Source organism: Rhodanobacter sp. LX-99, from assembly GCF_018599185.1.
In the GTDB taxonomy this organism is placed as follows: Bacteria; Pseudomonadota; Gammaproteobacteria; order Xanthomonadales; family Rhodanobacteraceae; genus Rhodanobacter.
Window position 1 is genome coordinate 410,523 of sequence record NZ_JAHFVL010000003.1, and the last position, 17,669, is coordinate 428,191.

Here is a 17,669-nt window from a genome sequence, read left to right on the forward strand (position 1 = left end):
GCCGCCCCACCCCTGACCCGAGGAGCCATGTCGAGATGATCTCGCTACGCCACCACCTGCTTCCCGGCATCGCGCTCGGCCTGCTGCTCGCCAGCGCCGGCTCCCGCGCCGCCACCGATCCCAGTTTCCTGCTCACCGGCACGTCTGAAAACTTCGGCACGTATTTCCCCAGCTACCTGGCCAACGGCTATTTCTCCACGATGACCTCGGTGCGCGGCACCGAGGGCAACCGCGCGTACATGGTCGCGTTCATGGACTACAAGCCCGGCGACATCGCGCGTCCCGCCGCGATCCCCGGCTGGAGCGAGATCGACTACAACCCCGGCGGCGGCTGGCTCAATTCGACCCGCATCGACAAGAAGATCTTCGCCGACTACGCGCAGACGCTGGACATGCACGACGGCACGCTGTCGACCCGCTACCGCTTCGATTACGCGAACAAGTCGACCGACGTGAAGGTCACCACGTTCGTCAGCCAGGCCTCGAACCACCTGGCGGCGACGCAGCTGTCCATCACGCCGCAGTTCGACGGCTCGGTGCAGCTGACCTTTCCGATTCGGCTGTGGTCGGAACATCAGCCGCGCTTCCCGATCGCCAGCATGACCGGCGACGAGATGATCGCCGCGGTGATCGCCAGCGGCCAGACGCTGGACAACAAGCCGGTGCCGACGCCCGACCGCGCTGCCGTGTGGTACCCCGGTTACACCCGCGTACTGGCCAGCGACGGCGACACCAAGGAACTGACGCTGTGGCTGGACGGCCGCGCCGAACACGGCCTGACGATGGCCGAGGCAGCCGCGATCGGGCTGCCGCCGGGCCTCGCGATCGAAAGCGTGAAGCTGGAAAAAAGCCCGTACAAGCTGTCGCTCAATTTCACCGCCAGGGTGCAGAAAGGCAAGACCTACGTCTTCACCAAGTACATCGCCGCGTCGCGGCAGAACTGGGGCGGCGACGCCCGCGACAATGTGGCGCTGGCCAAGGACGCGCGCAAGAAGGGCTTCGCCGCGTTGCTCTCGGAACACCAGGCCGCCTGGCACGAGTTGTGGAAATCCGACATCGTGGTCGATGGCGATCCGGACGTGCAGCGCGCCGTGCATTCGGACCTGTACTACCTGCTGTCCAATTCCACCGTGGGCACGGCCTGGCCGATGGGCGCCTGCGCGCTGACCCCGGGCTACGCCGGCCACGCCTTCTGGGACAGCGATTCGTGGGTGTTCCCCGCCCTGCTCCTGCTGCATCCGGAACGCGCCAAGCCGATCGTGATGTTCCGCGCACGCACCATGCAGCCCGCGCGCGAGCGGGCGAAACAGTACGGCGTGAAAGGCACGATGTACCCGTGGGAGGCCGATCCGGAAACCGGCGTCGACCACACGCCGCACTTCGCCTACGGCGTGTTCCGCGAGATCCACGTCAATGCCGACATCGCTATCGCGCAGTGGCAGTACTACCTCGCCAGCGGCGACGACGCCTGGCTGAAGCAGCATGGCTGGCCGGTGATCCGCGAGATCGCGCAGTTCTGGGCCAGCCGGGTCACCTACGACAAGGCGCAGGACCGCTACGAGATCCATCACGTCACCTCGCCCGACGAGGCCTACGACGACGTGCCGAACGACTCGTTCACCAATGCCGCCGCACGCAAGTCGCTGCAGATCGCGATCAAGGCCGCGAAGCTCGTCGGCGCCGCGCCCGATCCGCAATGGGCCGCGATTGCCGCGAAGATGTACATCCCGTTCGACGACGCCAACCAGCGCCATCTCGACTTCGACGCTTCGGTGCCGCACGACAAGATCACCTGGATGGGCTCGTCGCTGGCCTGGCTGATGTATCCGAACCTGGACCTGCCGATGTCGCCGCAGGTGCGTCGCAACGACTTCGCGTTCCAGTTGCACGAACTGAAAGTGCATGGCGACGATCCCAACGAAATGATGATGGTGATGCTCGCCGTCGGCGCCGCCGAGCTGGGCGACAGCAAGGCCGCCGGCGAATGGATCCAGCGCAACCTGGTCGGCTTCCTGAAGCCGCCGTTCAACGTGCGCACGGAAACCGTCGCCAACAACGCGGGCTACATCCTCGCGACTTCGGCCGGCTTCGTGCAGAGCTTCGTCTACGGCCTCAGCGGCCTGCGCATCGAGGACGACGGCCTGGCCGAAGCGTATGCGCCGGTGCTGCCGCCGGGATGGAAGTCGCTGACGCTCAGGCGCGTCACGTTCCGCGGCAAGCTCTACGACATCCGCATCGACCGCGGAGCCGACGGCAAGGCGAAGTTGACCCGCACGACGATCTGAAACGTCGCCACCATGCCGCACCCGGATGGACCGGGTGCGGCCAGCAACGACCGGCAAGGCTGGGAGGCCGAGATGAAATGTGCATCCCGTCGACGGTGGCACCTCGCGGCACTCGCCGTCATCGGCCTCGGCAGTGCCGTCGGTGCGCGGGCCGCGACCGATCCCAGCTTCCTGCTGACGGCCACCGCGAAGGACTTCGCCAGCTACTTTCCCGGCCAGCTCGGCAACGGTTACCTGTCGACGCTGACCGCGCCGCGCGGCACCGAAGGCAACCTCGCCTACGTGGTCGCGTTCATGGACTACGCGCAGGGCGATATCGCGCGTCCCGCCGCGGTGCCCGGCTGGAGCGAGATCGACTACAGCACGGGCAACTCGCCGGCCGGCCACTTCTGGCTCAACCAGGCCGCGCTGGACCCGGCCGTGTTCCAGGACTACCAGCAGCAGCTGAATATGTACGACGGCACGCTCACCACGCGCTATCGCTACCTCGACCATGGCCGCGCCACGCGCATCGAGGTGACGAGCTTCGTCAGCCAGGCCTCGCCCCACCTCGCCGCGACCCGGTTGTCGATCACGCCGGAGTTCGACGGCGAAGTGCAGCTGTCGTTCGCGCTGAACCTGTGGGCGCCGCATCAGCCGCGCTTCCCGCTGGCGCACCTGAGCGGTGACGAAATGCAGGAGGCGGTGGCGGCGCACAACCTGAAACTCGAACCGATCGCACCGGCCACGCCCGACCGTGCGGTCCTCTGGTACCACGGCGACACGCATGTCACGGCAGCCGACGGCGACACGGCCGACCGCACGCTGTGGCTGGACGGCCATGCCGAGCAAGGCCTGTCCATGGCCGAGGCAGCCGCGATCGATCTGCCCGCGGGCCTGCAGCCCACCGACCTGCGGGTGTACCGGAGCCGCTATCGGCTGGCGCTGAATCTCACCGCGAAAGTGCGCAAGGGACAGACCTACACCTTCACCAAGTTCGTCGCGTTGTCGCGCGCGGGCTGGGGTGGTGATGCGAAGCAGGATCGCGCGCTGGCCACGGCCGCGCGCACGGCCGGCTTCGAGCGCCTGCTCGACGCGCACCGCCATGCCTGGAGCGAACTCTGGACATCGGACATCCGCATCGACGGCGATCCGCAGGCGCAGCGGATCGTCCATTCCGATCTCTATTACCTGCTGTCCAACGTCAGCCCCGACACCGCCTGGGCGACCGGTGGCTGCGGCATGACGCCCGGCTATGCCGGCCACGTGTTCTGGGACAGCGACACCTGGGTCTTTCCCGCGCTGTTGCTGCTGCATCCGCAGCGGGCGAAATCGCTGGTGGTGTTCCGCTCGCGCACCTTGCCGGCCGCCGAAGCGCGTGCGCAGGCACGCGGCCTGCGCGGCGCGATGTTCCCGTGGGAGGCCGATCCGCAGAACGGCAGCGAGCAGACGCCGCACATGGCCTACGTGCTCGGCGAGCGCGAGATCCACGTCAATGCCGACGTCGCCATCGCGCAATGGCAGTACTACCTGGCCACCGGCGATCGCCAATGGCTGGCCCGCTACGGCTGGCCGGTGATCCGCGACGTGGCGGATTTCTGGGCCAGCCGCGCGACCTGGGTGGCAGGCAAACACCGCTACGAGATCCACCACGTCACCTCGGTGCTGGAGGCCTATAACGACGTACCGAACGACACGTTCACCAACGCCTCGGCGCGCAAGGCGCTGAACATCGCCGCGGCTGCCGCGGCCGTCGTCGGCGCAAAGCCGGACCCGCACTGGGCCGATGTCGCCGCGCACCTGCACATCCCGTTCTCGGCGAAGGACGGACACCATCTCGATTTCGACGAAAGCGTGGCGCACGACATCGACGCCTGGGGCGACACCGCCCTGCCGGCGCTCGCCTATCCCTCGCTGGACCTGCCGATGAGCGCCGAGGTGCGCCGCAACGATTTCGACTACGCGATGGGGCTGATCGAACGGTCGCGGCAGGAGCCGAACAGCATGGGGCTTTCGCCCGTGTCGATCGCCGCCGCCACGCTGGGCGACGCGAAGACGGCCGGCGCGTGGTTCCAGCGCAACCTCACCACCCACGTGCTGAAGCCGCCGTTCAACGTGCGCACCGAGACCGCCAGCAACAACACCGGCTATTTCCTGACCGCCTCGGGCGGCCTGCTGCAGAACATCCTCTACGGCTTCACCGGCCTGCGCCTCGAACAGGGCGGACTGGTCGAGGCGTACGTGCCGGTGCTGCCGCCGCCGTGGAAGTCGTTCACGCTGAAGCACGTCAGCTTGCGCGGCCGCCACTACGACATCACGGTCCGCCGTACGGCCGACGGCAAGCCGGAACTGGTCCGCCACGCACTCTAGAACCGCCAGCGCCACCCGCATCGACGAGGAGAAAGACCATGTCCGCAACGTGCGCCCAACGGCTGATGCGAACCGTCCTGTTCTGCGCCGGCCTGCCCTGCACCGGCAGGTTCGGCGCCGCGGCGTTCGCGCAGGCGCAGCGGCCCGGCGTCGACGGCCGCGGCAACGCGAGCATGCCTGCCTTCGTCGTGCCGTACTCGGCCTATGCGTCGCCCGAGGCGCAGCAGCAGTTCCAGCGGATGCTCGAACAGAGCCGGCACGCGCCGGGCATCGGTTCGATCGCCGCCAGCCGCGCCTACTACGACGGGATCAACACCGATCGCGCCAAGCGCATGCAGAAACTCTACCCGGTGAAGATCCACGCCGAGACCATCGGCGGCGTGCCCACCGACGTGGTGCTGCCGGCGCAGGGCATCGCCGCGGGGCAGCGGCACCGGGTGCTGATCAACCTGCACGGCGGCGCCTTCCTGTGGGGTGCGCACAGCGGCGGGCTGGTGGAGGCGATCCCGCTGGCCAGCCTGGGCCGGATCAAGGTCGTCAGCGTGGACTACCGGCAGGGGCCGGAACACGTGTTCCCCGCCGCCAGCGAGGACGTCGAGGCGGTCTACCGCGCCCTGCTCAGGCAGTACCCGGCGAAGAACATCGGCATCTACGGCTGCTCCGCCGGCGGCGTGCTCACCGGCGAGGCGGTGGCGCGGATCATCACCCACAAGCTGCCGGTACCGGGAGCGATCGGCACCTTCTGCGGCTCGATCAGCGACCTCGGCGGCGATTCCGCCTACGTGGCGCCCGTGCTGAGCGGCGACCCGCCGCCCGCCGGACCGTTCAAGCTGGCCGACCTGCCGTACTTCAGGGGCGCCAGGGCCAGCGATCCGCTGGTATTCCCGGCCAACTCGCCCGCGTTGCTGGCGAAATTCCCGCCGACCCTGCTGATCACCGGCAGCCGCGATTTCACCCTGAGCTCGATCCTGCACAGCCAGGCCCTGCTGGCCGCGGCCGGGGTGGACGCCGAGCTGCATGTCTGGGACGGCATGTGGCATTCGTTCTTCTCGGACCCGGAAATGCCCGAATCGCGCGAGGCGTATGCCGTGATGGTGCGCTTCTTCGATAGCCGGCTCGGACGCTAGGCTCTTTGCCCCGCAGCGCGGGGCCGGGTATTCTCTGTCGCATCGACAGCCACGCGCCGTGCCATGAATCCACAGACCGTCCTGGTCATTGACGACGAACGCGACATCCGCGAACTGCTGACCATCACGCTGGGACGGATGGACCTGCAGGTCGACGCCGTGGGTACCGTCGGCGAGGCACGCCGCGCACTGGCCGAACGCAGCTACGACCTGTGCTTCACCGACATGCGGCTGCCCGACGGCAATGGCCAGGAGGTGATCGAGCTGATCGCCGCCAACCATCCGGACATGCCGGTGGCGATGATCACCGCCTACGGCAACGTCGACGCCGCGGTGAACGCGCTGAAGGCCGGTGCGTTCGATTTCGTCTCCAAGCCGGTCGACATCCAGATGCTGCGCGGATTGGTGCGCACCGCGCTGCGCCTGGCCGAGGAAAAACGCAACGGCGGCGCGGCGGCGAAAACCGGCGATTCCGGCGACCGCCTGATCGGCGATTCCGCGGCGATGCAACAGGTGCGCTCCACCATCGGCAAGCTGGCGCGCAACCAGGCGCCGGTCTACATCGCCGGCGAATCCGGCGTGGGCAAGGAACTGGTGGCCCGGCTGATCCACGAGCAGGGCCCGCGCGCCAGCGGCCCGTTCGTGCCGGTCAACTGCGGCGCGATCCCGTCCGAGCTGATGGAAAGCGAGTTCTTCGGCCATCGCAAGGGCAGTTTCACCGGCGCCAGCGTGGACAAGGAAGGCCTGTTCCAGGCCGCCCAGGGCGGCACCCTGTTCCTCGACGAGGTGGCCGAACTGCCGCTGCACATGCAGGTGAAGCTGCTGCGCGCGATCCAGGAAAAAGCGGTGCGCCCGATCGGCGGCCGCGACGAGATCCCGGTCGACGTGCGCATCCTCTCGGCCACCCACAAGAACCTCGGCCAGCTGGTCGAGCAGGGCCAGTTCCGCCAGGACCTGTTCTACCGCATCAACGTGATCGAACTGCGCGTGCCGCCGTTGCGCGAGCGCCGCGGCGACGTGCCTCAGCTGTCCGCGTTCATCCTCAAGGCGCTGGCCGGCAAGAGCGGCGAAAGCGTCGGCCAGCTGTCGCCGTCCGCCCGCGACGCGCTGGACGCCTACGAATTCCCCGGCAACGTGCGCGAGCTGGAAAACATCCTCGAACGCGCGATGGCGATGTGCGACGGCAGCACCATCGAAGCCGCCGACCTGATGCTGCCCCAGCGCAGCGCGCGATCCAGCCAGGAAGCGGCGGCACCGGGCCAGCCGCCGCAGCCACCGGCCGCAGCCAGCGCCGACGGCGGCCTCGACGACTACATCAGCAACCTCGAGCGCACCGCGATCGTCAAGGCGCTGGAAGAATCGCGCTACAACAAGACCGCCGCCGCGCGCAAACTCGGCATCACCTTCCGCGCGCTGCGCTACAAGCTGAAGAAGCTCGGCATCGACTGAGCCGGTGGGTGTGACCCTCAGCTCATGGAACCCGCTCGTGCTGAGCGTAGCTTGCGCCAGCAAGCGGAGTCGAAGCACCCCGACGACGATACCCTTCGACTTCCTCGCTCCTCGAAACAGCGGCCATCCTTGGCCGCTCCCCGCGTGCGGCGCTAAGCGCCGTAGCCTGTCCTGAGCCTGCCGAAGGACTCAGGGCCTGCCCCGGACTTGATCCGGGGGCGAACGGCTGATCGGTGACGCGAGCCAATCAGGTCGACCAGAGACGACACTCGACGCACGACATGGCCCTCACACCGAGCGCGTCGCCTCCACCGGCGGCACGGCGGCGGCGCGCCGCGCCGGACCGAGCACGGCCAGCTGGCCAAGCAGCCACAGCAGCAGCGCGCCGACGCCGAGCAGCCATAGCGGCATCCGCGGCAGTTCGTAGTGCGTCATCAGCGACAGGTTCGCGGCGATGCCGAGTGCCGCGCCCAGCACCACGCCGATGCCGACGATCAGGGCGTTTTCGGCCTGGAAGTAGCGCAGGATGTCGCCGCGCGTCGCGCCCAGCGCACGCCGCACGCCGATCGAGCGACGCCGCTGGCCGACCCAGAAGCTGCTCAGGCTCACGATGCCGCCAGCCGTCGCCAGCAGCAGCAACACGCACATCGCGGCCATCATGATCGCCACGCCGCGATCTGTGGCGTAGGCCTTCGCACGTGCCTGTGCCAGTGTAACCACGCCGTCTTCCGGGCTGATCACGCGCATGCGGTTCTGCGCGACCAGTGCGGCCGGCGCCGCGCGCAGCACCGCCGCGAGTCGGCCCGGTTGCGCGCGCACCAGATAGACCGTACCGCCGGCATAGCTCGCCCCGTCGTCGGCACTGGCGTAACGCGCCGGCACCAGGACGGTGTCCTCATCGATCGAACGCACGCTGCTGCCCGCGTAACTGCCTTGCAGGCGATCGACCATGCCGATGATCGTGCTCGGGCCATCGTCGCTGAGATAGACGCGCTGGCCCACCGCCGCCGCGCCGTCGGGGAAAAGCTTGCGGGCCAGGTCGCGCGTGATGATGATCACCGCCGGCTGCGATTTGTCGTACGGGCCGAGGCTGGCGATTTCGTCGGCGCGGAAATTGCGACCGGCCACCAGCGCGATCCCAAACGTGTCCAGCGCGTGCTCGTCGGCTAAATAGGAAAGCGCCAGTTGGGCCTTCGTCGTCTGCTCGATCTGATGCTTGATGCTTACCAGCCCGCCGCCGCCTTCCTCCATCGGATAGGCCTGGCTGGCGAACGCGTTGCGCACGCCCGGTAGGTTGCGCAAGGTCGCTAGGTCGGCGCGCATCTGCGCATCGATGTGCCGCGCGTCCGGCTGGCCGATCCACTCGTTCCTGATCGCGAACAGGTGCGCCTCGTCGGTGCCGCTCGGGCGAGACAGGTGAACCATCCGCGTCTTGACGATGAACAGCGCGTTGCTGACCACCGCCAGGGTCAGCGCGATCTGCAGCACGATCAGCAGCGTGGCCATCTTGTGCCGGCGCAGCGCGGCGAGGATCGGGCGTATCTGCATGGCCGTGTTCATCCGTTCGACTTCAACTGCCACGCCGGCTGCACCTGGGCGGCGCGCCAGGTGGGATACAGCGCGGCGATCAAGCTGGCAGCCACCGCGACCAGCACGGTCAGCAGGAACAGCGACGCATCCAGCCGCGCCAGCCGGGCGATCTCCGGCTCGAACACTTTGATGATGCCGGCCATGCCCAGCGCCGTCAGCAGCAGGCCCAGCACGCCACCAGCCAACCCGATCGCCGCCGCCTCGGTCAGGAACTGGCGATAGATCGCCCCGCGCGACGCACCCAACGCGCGGCGCACGCCGATCTCCGGCGCGCGCCGCATGAAACGGGCCAGCATCAGGCCGACCACGTTGACGAGGCAGATCAGCAAAAAACTCACCGAGACGATCAGCGACAGCGCCGATGTCTTCGGCACTACTTTCATCATGTGCAGCCACTGCCCAACATCGGACAGGCGCACGTTCGGCGGCCAGGTAAAGCGGCCGAAGCGTTGCTGTTCGGCCGCGTAGTTGCGCAACCAGTCGCGGTAATGCTCCACGTCAGCGCGCTGGGGCAGCTCCACCCATGCGGCGATCCACGCGCATTCACTGCGCAGGATGCTGTCCCAATTCGGCAGGTAAGAATCGACCGAGTTTGTGCTGCAATAGAAGTTGGTGCTGGCAGCTTTCTGCAAGTCGATGGCGCGACTGAACGGAACGTAGAGCTGCCGCGGATGGCTGAAGGGATACCACGTGCTGCTCACATCGAAGAAGCGCGGGCTGGGATTCCAGTCGTCCAGCACGCCGACGATGCGATAGTTGTGCGTGTCCAGGTTGATCTCGCGGCCCACGCTGTCGGCGCCGCCGAACAGCTTCCGGTTGAGCGCGCTGCTGATCACCACTACCGCGGCGCGTTGATCGTCGTCGCTGGCCGACCAGCCACCGCCGTAACGGAACGGCGCATCGAACATCGCGAAGAAGTCGTGGCTGACCGCGTCGCCCTCCTGCGAAGACGGCAGGTGTTGCGCGTCACCCGGCAATACCGTCCACTTGCTGCCGTAGATCAACACCTGCCGCCGCGCCTGGCGCGCGTGCAGCAACGCCACGGCGTCGGTGTAGCTGAGGAGCTGCGGTGGCTCGCCCTTCCAGTTGTGCGCCGGCCCGAAGTTGTCAATCTGCGGCACGAACAGCTGGTTCGACTTCCACGGGATCGGGTCGGCCGCGGCAGCGCGAAACACCGCGAAGCTGACCATGCAGGTGGCGACGCCGCAGCCCATCAGCACCACCACCAGCGCGGTCAGCGCCTTGCTGCGGCGGAAGCTGCGCAAGGCCAGATCAAGGTAGTACGCGAACATCCCTGTCCTCCCGGTCGTCGTATCCGCGCGGCTCACGCATCGGCCGCGTTGCCGGCCGCATCCAACGCCTTGCGCAAGGTGCGCAGCAGCACCTGGGTGGTGACCGGCTTGTCGATCACGTAGAGGTGTTCCAGCGGTGGCAATTCGTGCAGGTCCGGCACGGCGCCGGGGCGCGCCAGCAGGATCACCGCGCCGCTGTAGCCCTGCTCGATCAGCGCGGCCAGCGTGCGCACGCCGGTGAACAGGTTCATGTCCGCATCCAGCACCACCAGGTCGGGCAGGCCGCCGGCCTCGATCCACTGCAGCGCGGCGGTACCGCTCTGGCTGGCATGCGCCTGGTAACCGTAGGCGTCCAGCGTGTCGGCCAGCAGGGACAGCTGGCCGGCCTCTTCCACCACTACCAGCACGCGTTCGGCGGCGCCTTCCAGGTCGTCGCCATCGTCCAGTCGATCGCCGTCCGCCACCGCTTCCTCCAGCGGGAAATACAGGTCGAAGCGGGTGCCGCGGCCCGGCTCGCTGTCCACCCGCATCACGCCGCCATGGCTGTCGACGATCCGCTTGCACGACAGCAGGCCGAGCCCGGTGCCGCCCTCCTTGGTGGTGAAGAACGGCTCGAATATCTGATCGAGCACGGCCTGATCCATGCCGGGGCCATCGTCGATCACGCTGATGCACAGGTAGCGGCCCGGCCGCGACTGCTGCTCCGGCAGGAAGAAGTCCGCCGCCAAGGGCGTCTGCGCCGCCTCGACGCGCAGATGGCCGCCGTCCGGCATGGCCTGGATCGCGTTCAGGCACAGGTTGAGCAGGCATTGCTGCAGTTCGGTGTGGTTGCCCTCGAACGACAGCTCGGGGTCGTCGATGACCAGTTCCATCGACACCGCGCGCGGCACGCTGCCCTGCATCAGCAGGCCGAACGCGCTGAACAGCGCGCCCAGCCGCACCTGCTCCGCGCGGCGCGCTCCGCGCGCGAACGACAGCATCGAGTGCACCATGTCCAGGCCGCGCTTGCCGCAGTCGCGCACCAGCTTGCCCAGCCGCGCCAGGCGCGGGTCGTCCTGGTAATCCTGCAGGCTGTCGCCGGCCAGCAGCAGCGGCTGCAGCAGGTTGCGCAGGTCGTGGCTCAAGCCGCCGGCGAGCATCGCCAGGCTCTCGAAACGCTGCGCGCGGATCAGCTCCGCCTCGGAGCGGCGGCTGGCCCGGCGCGCTTCGGCCTCGCTCAGCGCGCGGCGCACCGCGCTGGCCAGCCGGGCCGGGTTCTGCTTCAGGATGTAGTCGGTGGCGCCGTTGCGCAGCGCCTCGATCGCCGCCTCCTCGCCCAGCGTGGCGGAGACGAAGATGAACGGCAGGTCCTCGTCGCGCTGGCGCAGCAGGTCGAGCGCATGCTGGCCGGAAAAGCCGGGCATGCTGAGATCCGACAGCACGATGTGCGGCCTGAACTCGGCCAGCGCGGCGAGGAAGCTCGCCTCGTCGTCGACCAGGCGTACTTCGTAGCTGATGTGGTCCGCATCCAGTTCGGCCAGCACCAGCTCGGCGTCGAGCTGGCTGTCTTCGACCTGCAGCACCCGAATGATCGGCATCGCCCGTGATTGCCGGTTTGGCATGTGGTTCACCGCCGCTGCTCCTGCATCGTTCCCGGCGCTCGCAAACAACCTGCGGACTGCACGGATCACTGTGTCCCCTTGCCTCGTCGTTCGTTCATTCCTGTTCGGGCGCCTGGTTGAGCACCGCCCAGAACTGTCCCAGCGTGCGCACCGCATCGAAGAACTGGTCCACGTCGACCGGCTTGATCACGTAGGCATTGGCGCCCAGGTCCCAGCTGCGCGCCAGATCGCTTTCCTCGCGCGAGGACGACAGGATCACCACCGGGATCCGCCGCAGCTTCTCGTCGGCGCGCATCGCGGTCAGCACGTCCAGCCCGTTCATGCGCGGCATCTTGATGTCCAGCAGCACCACCGCCGGGTCGCCCGGGTCGCGCGAAGCCCACGCACCGCGGCAGTGGAGATAGTCCATGCATTCCACGCCGTCTTCCACGTGCACCACCGGGTTGGCCAGGTGCGCCTCGCCGAGCGCGTCCATCGCCATCTCGGCGTCGGCCAGGCTGTCTTCGACCAGCAGGATGGTACGCAGGTCTTTCTTGTTCATGCTTGGCTCTCAGGTGCGTGCGCCGGCCGCGTCGGTGGCCGGCAGCGAAAAATGGAAATGGGCACCGCGCCCCGGCTCGGCCTCGGCCCAGACGCGACCGCCGTGGCGCGCCACGATCCGCCGCACGTTGGCCAGCCCGATCCCGTTGCCCGGGAATTCCGAAGCGCGGTGCAGGCGCTGGAACACGCCGAACAACTTGTCCGCATACTGCATGTCGAACCCCGCACCGTTGTCGCTTACCGTGAATTCGTAGTCGCCGTTGCGCCCCTGCTGCACGCTCACCGCGATGCGCGCCACCTCGCAGTGCCCGGTGTACTTCACCGCGTTGCCGAGCAGGTTCTGCCAGACCGTGCGCAGCATGTTCTCATCGCCGATCACCATCGGCAACGGCGCGATGGTCCAGACGATACGCCGATCCGACACGCCCGATTCGGCCAGCGCGCGGGCCTCGTCGACCAGCGACTGCATATCCACCGCCTGCAGCCGCAACGCACCGCGGCCGAGCCGCGAAAACACCAGCAGGTCGTCGATCAGCACGGCCATGCGCTGCGCCGAACTGGCGATCACCTCGATGTAGTGGCCGGATTTCTCGTCGACCTGGTCGCCCAGGTGCTGCTCCAGCTTGCGCGCGAACCCGGCGACATGGCGCAACGGCGCGCGCAGGTCGTGCGACACCGAATAACTGAACGCCTCCAGTTCGCGGTTGACGTCGGAGATCTGCGTGACCTTGCCTTCCAGCTGGCGATTGAGTTCGTTCACCTGCTGCTCGGCCAGCGCACGCGTGGTGACGTCGCTGACTGTCAGCAGCAGCGCCGGCGCGCCGCCGTCGTGCTGCTGCAGCCGGCGTGCATTGATCACCAGGTGCCGATCGATTCCGTCGACAGTGCGCTGGACCAGTTCGTAGTCCCACAGCTCACGATCGCGCAGCAGCACGTCGTTCAGGCGCTGCAGCAGCACGCTGTCGTTCCAGGCGCCTTCGCCGATCCGCACCAGCGGTTGGGAGCGCTGCCCCGGGTCCATCCCGTACAGCTCGCTGAAGGCGTTGTTCACCAGCAGGCTGTTCAGGTGCTCGTCGAACAGCGCGATCGGCTCGCGTACCGCCTGGAAGATCATCTGCGAACGCATTACCGCACGGCCCTCGCGGGTCTCGGCCAGCTGGCGCCGGCCGATCTGCCGCTCGGAAGCGATCACGATGATGGTCAGCAGAAGGATCTGCGCCAGCGCGGTGATCGAAAGCACGATGCGTCCATCGAGCGATTGCCGCGTAGCCTCCGCCTGGCGCTGCTTCAGCAGGCCGTCCTCGATCTGCACGATGCTGGCGATTTGCGCATTCATCCCGAACAGGTCGTCGGCGTCACGCAGCGACTGCCGGGCACCGCCCGGATCGCCCTGCCGCAGCCTGGCCAGCGCCTGGTTCATCAGGGTGACACGGCCGTTGACGCTGCTGACCAGCGAGCCCATCAGGGTCTGCTGGTCGGGGTTGTTGCGCGTCATCCGGCGCAGCTGCTGCAGCAGCGGCGGCACTTCCTTGACGACCTGCTCGGCGCGCGCATACGTGGCCTCGTTCACGTCGCCTGCCAGCAACCGGTAAGTCGCAGCCTCGCTGTCGTGCACGACATAGGCAACCCGGTAGGCCAGCGACTTCACTTCGGTCGAACGGGTCACCCACTCGGTGGCCCGCTCCGTATCGCGCGACCCCTGCAGCGTGACGACATACGGCAGGCCGACGATGATCAGCATCGCCAGCAGCAGGCCGGCGGTACGCCAGCGAATAATGCTTCCGGTTTTCATCCCGCTCGCCGCATCGGCAGACCCACGATGGAGGGTTCCCGCCGCATTCTGGCATGTTTCATCCGCGCCTCGCCCGGATCGCGCGGGCGCCGATCATCCACCGTAATGGCTCATCGCGGCCGCCCGGTCCGCCGCCGCACGGCCCCACTCCCGGTTCGGCTCGGCCTGCATGGTGAAATGCAGTTCGCCGCCGGCCACGATTTCGCCGTGGCGCAGGTACGTGCGCTGCAGCGGCTTGCCATTCAGGGTCACCGCGCCGACGTAGGGATGCGCGTCGTCCAGCGGCGACGCGGTGATCGTGAATGTGCGGCCGTGGCCCAGGTGGATCGCGGCACGCGACACGAACGGCCGGCCGATCGCGTACTCGTCGCTGCCCGGCGTCACCGGATAGAAGCCCAGCGCGGTGAACACGTACCAGGCCGACATCTGGCCGAGGTCGTCGTTGCCGCTCAGGCCGTCGGGGCGCGGTGCGTACTGGCTGTCCATGATCTGCTTCAGCCTGGCTTGCGTCTTCCATGGCGCGCCGGCGTAGTCGTAGAGATAGGCGATGTGGTGGCTGGGCTCGTTGCCGTGCGCGTACCAGCCGATCAGGCCGGTGATGTCCTCGACGTGCTTGAAGTGCGACGGGTCGACCTTGGCATCGAACAGCGCATCGAGCCTGGCCACGAACTTCGCGTCGCCGCCCATCGCGGCGATCAGCCCGGCCACGTCCTGCGGCACGTACCACGAGTACTGCCAGGCGTTGCCCTCGGTGTAGTCGCTGCCGTAGCCGGCGGCTTCCGGATCGAACGGCTCGCGGAACGTGCCGTCGCTCAGCCGCGCACGCATGAAGCCGGTTTTCGGATCCCATGCATGACGCCAGTTCGCCGCCCGCTTGCCGAAGGTGACGGCGACGCCGGTCTTGCCCATCGCCTTCGCCATCTGCGCCAGCGACCAGTCGTCGTAGGCGTATTCCAGCGTCTTCGAGGCGCCTTCGGGCTCCTTGTCGATCGGCACGTAGCCGAGCTTCATGTAGTCGGCCAGGTCGCCGTACGGCGCGTAGGTGGCGCTGGCCACCATCGCCTCAAGCGCCTTGTCCGCATCGAAGCCGCGCACGCCCTTGACGTACGCGTCGGCGATCACCGGCACCGCGTGGTAGCCGATCATGCACCAGGTCTCCAGCCCCTGGTACGCCCACACCGGCAGGATGCCGAACGGGCTGGCCTCGCGCGCGGCGATCAGCGAGCGGATGAAATCGGTGCTGCGCGCGGGATTCAGCAAGACCATCAACGGCTGCTGCGCGCGGTAGACGTCCCACAGCGACCAGGTCGAATGGAACTCGAAGCCGTCCGCGCGGTGCACCGCGTGGTCGGGCCCGCGGTACTCGCCGTTGACGTCCATGCTGAGCGTGGGCGACAGCATGGCGTGGTATAGCGCGGTGTAGAACTGCGTCTTTGCGGTCTTCGGCGCGTCCACGTCGATCACCGCCAGCGCCCGGTCCCAGGCGGCTTTCGCCTCGGCGCGGCGCGCGTCGAAATCCCAGCCCGCGCCGTCCTTGTCCAGGTTGGCGACCGCATTCGCCTCGCTCACCGGCGAGATCGCCACCTTCACCTCCAGCGGCTGCTTCAGCTTGCCGAAGTCGAACACGCCGACCAGCGCGCGGCCGTCCTGCGCATCGCGATCCTCGGCCTGGTTGCCCGGCCCCTTGAAGCCCTTGTAGGTGACGTCGGTCTCGCGGTTGAGCAGCTCGCGCGAGGTCATCGGCTGCGAAAAACGCATGGCGAAGCACAGCTCCCGCCCCGGCGCCCAGCCGCGGGTGGTGCGGCAACCGGTGACGGTACCGTCGTCGTGCACGCGCAGGCTCGACCACAGCACCTTGCCGGCGTAGTCGTAGATGCTCGGGCGCAGGTCCAGCAGCACGTGGGCCGGCTTGCCGGCCGGGAAGGTATAGCGGTGCCAGCCGATCCGGCGCCCGGCGGTGAGTTCGGCGCGCACGCCGTAGTCGCCCAGCGTCACCGCGTAGTAGCCGGCCTGCACCACTTCGCTGTCGTGCGAGAAACGCGAGCGGTAGCCGCTGCCCGGCCTGGCCGGGTCACCCGGCTCCAGCCGCACGTCGCCGGCGATCGGCATCACCAGCACGTCGCCCAGGTCCGAATGGCCGGAGCCGGAGAAGTGCGTGTGCGAAAAACCCAGGATGCTGCTGTCGCCATACTGGTAGCCGGCGGCCCACTTGTAGGCGTGCTTGAAATCCGGCATCGCGGCATCCGGCGACAGCTGGATCATCCCGAACGGCACGGTGGCGCCGGGAAAGGTATGGCCGTCGCCGCCGGTACCGATGCGCGGATCGACCGCCGCGGCGTGGCCGTCCGCACGGGTACCGGCATGCGCGCCGGCAGGTGCCAGCGCTGCCATGCCGACCGCGGCAGCCAGCAGGCGGGGAAGCACACCACAGCGTCGGATAGTCATCTCGATTTCGCCCGGTTGGAACGATCCAAAGCGGCACGCTAACATCCGCTGCCGGACAAGGCATGTTGCGCCGCGACGTGCCCAACAGTCTTGGTAAGTTACATTTGGATCGTTCTAACCTGGTGAAACTGCATGCCGAGCCATACCCCTGTCGGGCGCAAGGTGACCCTGAACGACATCGCCGCCGGCTGCGGCGTGTCGCGCGCCACGGTGTCGCTGGTGCTGCGCGGCAGTCCGCTGGTGAACAAGCTCACCCGTGCCCGGGTCGAGGAGGAACTGCGCCGGCAGGGCTACGTCTACAACCGTGCCGCGGCGAACCTGCGTCGGCGCACCTCGACCAGCATCGCGCTGGTGCTGAACGACCTGGCCAATCCGTTCTTCGCTGAATTCGCCGCCGGCGTGGACGAGACATTGGCCGCCGCCGGCTTCGTCACCCTGCTCGGCTGCACCGGCGAGTCGCCCGCGCGCGAGCAGGCGGTGCTGGGTTCGCTGCTGGAGCACGGCCCGGCCGGGATCATCCTGTCGCCGGCCGAGCACAGCAAGGCGCACGACGTGCTGGCCGTGGTCGGGCGGCACGTGCCGCTGCTGCTGTTCAACCGCGAACTGGGCGGCACGCTGCCCGAATTCGCGCACTGGGACCAGCTGATGCTGGACAACCAGCACGGCGCCCGCCTGGCCACCGAACACCTGATCGCCCGCGGCCACCGGCACATCGCGTTCTTCGGCGGCCATCACGATTCCAGCTCGTGCCGGCAGCGCCACGCCGGCTACGTCGAGGCCATGCACACGGCCGGGCTGCGCACCGAACCGTACTGGCGCATCGAATGCGCACCGACCCGACTGGACGCCGCCCACCACGCGCCCGCCCTGTTCGCCGGTGCGCTCGTCCCCACCGCGGCGGTCTGCTACAACGACGCGGTCGCGCTGGGCCTGATGCTCGGCCTCAACCAGCGCGGCCTGCGCCCTGGCCGGGACTTCGCGCTGACCGGCTTCGACGACATCGCCGAGGCGGCGCTCGGCATGCCGCCGCTCACCACCTTGTCGGTCGCGCCGCGCGAGCGCGGCCAGCAGGCGGCGCAACTGGTGCTGCAGCGCCTGCAGCAGCCACAGGCCGCCAGCCACCGGACCGTGGCACCGGTACAACTGATCGTTCGCGAAAGCAGCTGCCCACCACCCACCGCCTGACCACACCACACTCT

Annotated in this window: 11 protein-coding genes; 5 read left to right on the top strand and 6 right to left on the bottom strand. The window is 68.1% G+C overall.

The window, feature by feature from the left end:
- The first annotated feature begins 35 nt into the window (after positions 1 to 35).
- From KK131_RS16020 to KK131_RS16035, 4 genes are all read left to right on the top strand, one after another.
- Positions 36 to 2,285, top strand: coding sequence for a glycosyl hydrolase family 65 protein (locus KK131_RS16020; RefSeq protein WP_214557716.1), 2,250 nt, complete (start codon positions 36 to 38; stop codon positions 2,283 to 2,285).
- 72 nt (positions 2,286 to 2,357) lie between these two features.
- The gene (locus KK131_RS16025) at positions 2,358 to 4,634 is read left to right on the top strand and encodes a glycoside hydrolase family 65 protein (RefSeq protein ID WP_250887333.1); all 2,277 of its coding nucleotides are present in this window, start codon (positions 2,358 to 2,360) and stop codon (positions 4,632 to 4,634) included.
- A 38-nt stretch (positions 4,635 to 4,672) separates the two neighbouring features.
- Positions 4,673 to 5,761, top strand: a complete 1,089-nt coding sequence (locus tag KK131_RS16030; protein WP_250887334.1) for an alpha/beta hydrolase — start codon at positions 4,673 to 4,675, stop codon at positions 5,759 to 5,761.
- A 63-nt stretch (positions 5,762 to 5,824) separates the two neighbouring features.
- The gene (locus tag KK131_RS16035; RefSeq protein ID WP_214557717.1) at positions 5,825 to 7,210 is read left to right on the top strand and encodes a sigma-54 dependent transcriptional regulator; all 1,386 of its coding nucleotides are present in this window, start codon (positions 5,825 to 5,827) and stop codon (positions 7,208 to 7,210) included.
- A 288-nt stretch (positions 7,211 to 7,498) separates the two neighbouring features.
- Here KK131_RS16035 and KK131_RS16040 read toward each other — a convergent pair whose 3' ends face one another.
- From KK131_RS16040 to KK131_RS16065, 6 genes are all read right to left on the bottom strand, one after another.
- The gene (locus tag KK131_RS16040) at positions 7,499 to 8,770 is read right to left on the bottom strand and encodes an FtsX-like permease family protein (RefSeq protein WP_214557718.1); all 1,272 of its coding nucleotides are present in this window, start codon (positions 8,768 to 8,770) and stop codon (positions 7,499 to 7,501) included.
- Positions 8,767 to 10,092, bottom strand: a complete 1,326-nt coding sequence (locus KK131_RS16045) for an FtsX-like permease family protein (protein ID WP_214557719.1) — start codon at positions 10,090 to 10,092, stop codon at positions 8,767 to 8,769. The genes KK131_RS16040 and KK131_RS16045 overlap by 4 nt, the downstream gene beginning before the upstream one ends.
- A 32-nt stretch (positions 10,093 to 10,124) precedes the next feature.
- Positions 10,125 to 11,693 (bottom strand): response regulator, encoded by a 1,569-nt coding sequence (locus KK131_RS16050; protein WP_250887365.1) that lies wholly within the window; start codon positions 11,691 to 11,693, stop codon positions 10,125 to 10,127.
- A 94-nt stretch (positions 11,694 to 11,787) separates the two neighbouring features.
- Entirely contained in the window at positions 11,788 to 12,234 is a 447-nt protein-coding gene (locus tag KK131_RS16055; protein WP_214557720.1) for a response regulator, read from the bottom strand.
- A 9-nt stretch (positions 12,235 to 12,243) separates the two neighbouring features.
- Positions 12,244 to 14,025, bottom strand: a complete 1,782-nt coding sequence (locus tag KK131_RS16060; RefSeq protein ID WP_214557721.1) for an ATP-binding protein — start codon at positions 14,023 to 14,025, stop codon at positions 12,244 to 12,246.
- 93 nt (positions 14,026 to 14,118) lie between these two features.
- Positions 14,119 to 16,416, bottom strand: a complete 2,298-nt coding sequence (locus KK131_RS16065) for a GH92 family glycosyl hydrolase (RefSeq protein ID WP_250887366.1) — start codon at positions 16,414 to 16,416, stop codon at positions 14,119 to 14,121.
- Between the two features lie 186 nt (positions 16,417 to 16,602).
- On the opposite strand from KK131_RS16065, the gene KK131_RS16070 reads away from it, so the two are divergent.
- Entirely contained in the window at positions 16,603 to 17,655 is a 1,053-nt protein-coding gene (locus KK131_RS16070) for a LacI family DNA-binding transcriptional regulator (protein ID WP_214557723.1), read from the top strand.
- The last annotated feature ends 14 nt before the right edge of the window (positions 17,656 to 17,669 follow it).

What these genes read in the sequence shown, in the direction of transcription:
- KK131_RS16055 (WP_214557720.1), bottom strand. Translation starts at nt 12,234, where the DNA reads ATGAACAAGAAAGACCTGCGTACCATCCTGCTGGTCGAAGACAGCCTG.
- KK131_RS16025 (WP_250887333.1), top strand. Translation starts at nt 2,358, where the DNA reads ATGAAATGTGCATCCCGTCGACGGTGGCACCTCGCGGCACTCGCCGTC.
- KK131_RS16050 (WP_250887365.1), bottom strand. Translation starts at nt 11,693, where the DNA reads ATGCCAAACCGGCAATCACGGGCGATGCCGATCATTCGGGTGCTGCAG.
- KK131_RS16020 (WP_214557716.1), top strand. Translation starts at nt 36, where the DNA reads ATGATCTCGCTACGCCACCACCTGCTTCCCGGCATCGCGCTCGGCCTG.
- KK131_RS16030 (WP_250887334.1), top strand. Translation starts at nt 4,673, where the DNA reads ATGTCCGCAACGTGCGCCCAACGGCTGATGCGAACCGTCCTGTTCTGC.
- KK131_RS16040 (WP_214557718.1), bottom strand. Translation starts at nt 8,770, where the DNA reads ATGAACACGGCCATGCAGATACGCCCGATCCTCGCCGCGCTGCGCCGG.
- KK131_RS16070 (WP_214557723.1), top strand. Translation starts at nt 16,603, where the DNA reads ATGCCGAGCCATACCCCTGTCGGGCGCAAGGTGACCCTGAACGACATC.
- KK131_RS16035 (WP_214557717.1), top strand. Translation starts at nt 5,825, where the DNA reads ATGAATCCACAGACCGTCCTGGTCATTGACGACGAACGCGACATCCGC.
- KK131_RS16045 (WP_214557719.1), bottom strand. Translation starts at nt 10,092, where the DNA reads ATGTTCGCGTACTACCTTGATCTGGCCTTGCGCAGCTTCCGCCGCAGC.
- KK131_RS16060 (WP_214557721.1), bottom strand. Translation starts at nt 14,025, where the DNA reads ATGAAAACCGGAAGCATTATTCGCTGGCGTACCGCCGGCCTGCTGCTG.
- KK131_RS16065 (WP_250887366.1), bottom strand. Translation starts at nt 16,416, where the DNA reads ATGGCAGCGCTGGCACCTGCCGGCGCGCATGCCGGTACCCGTGCGGAC.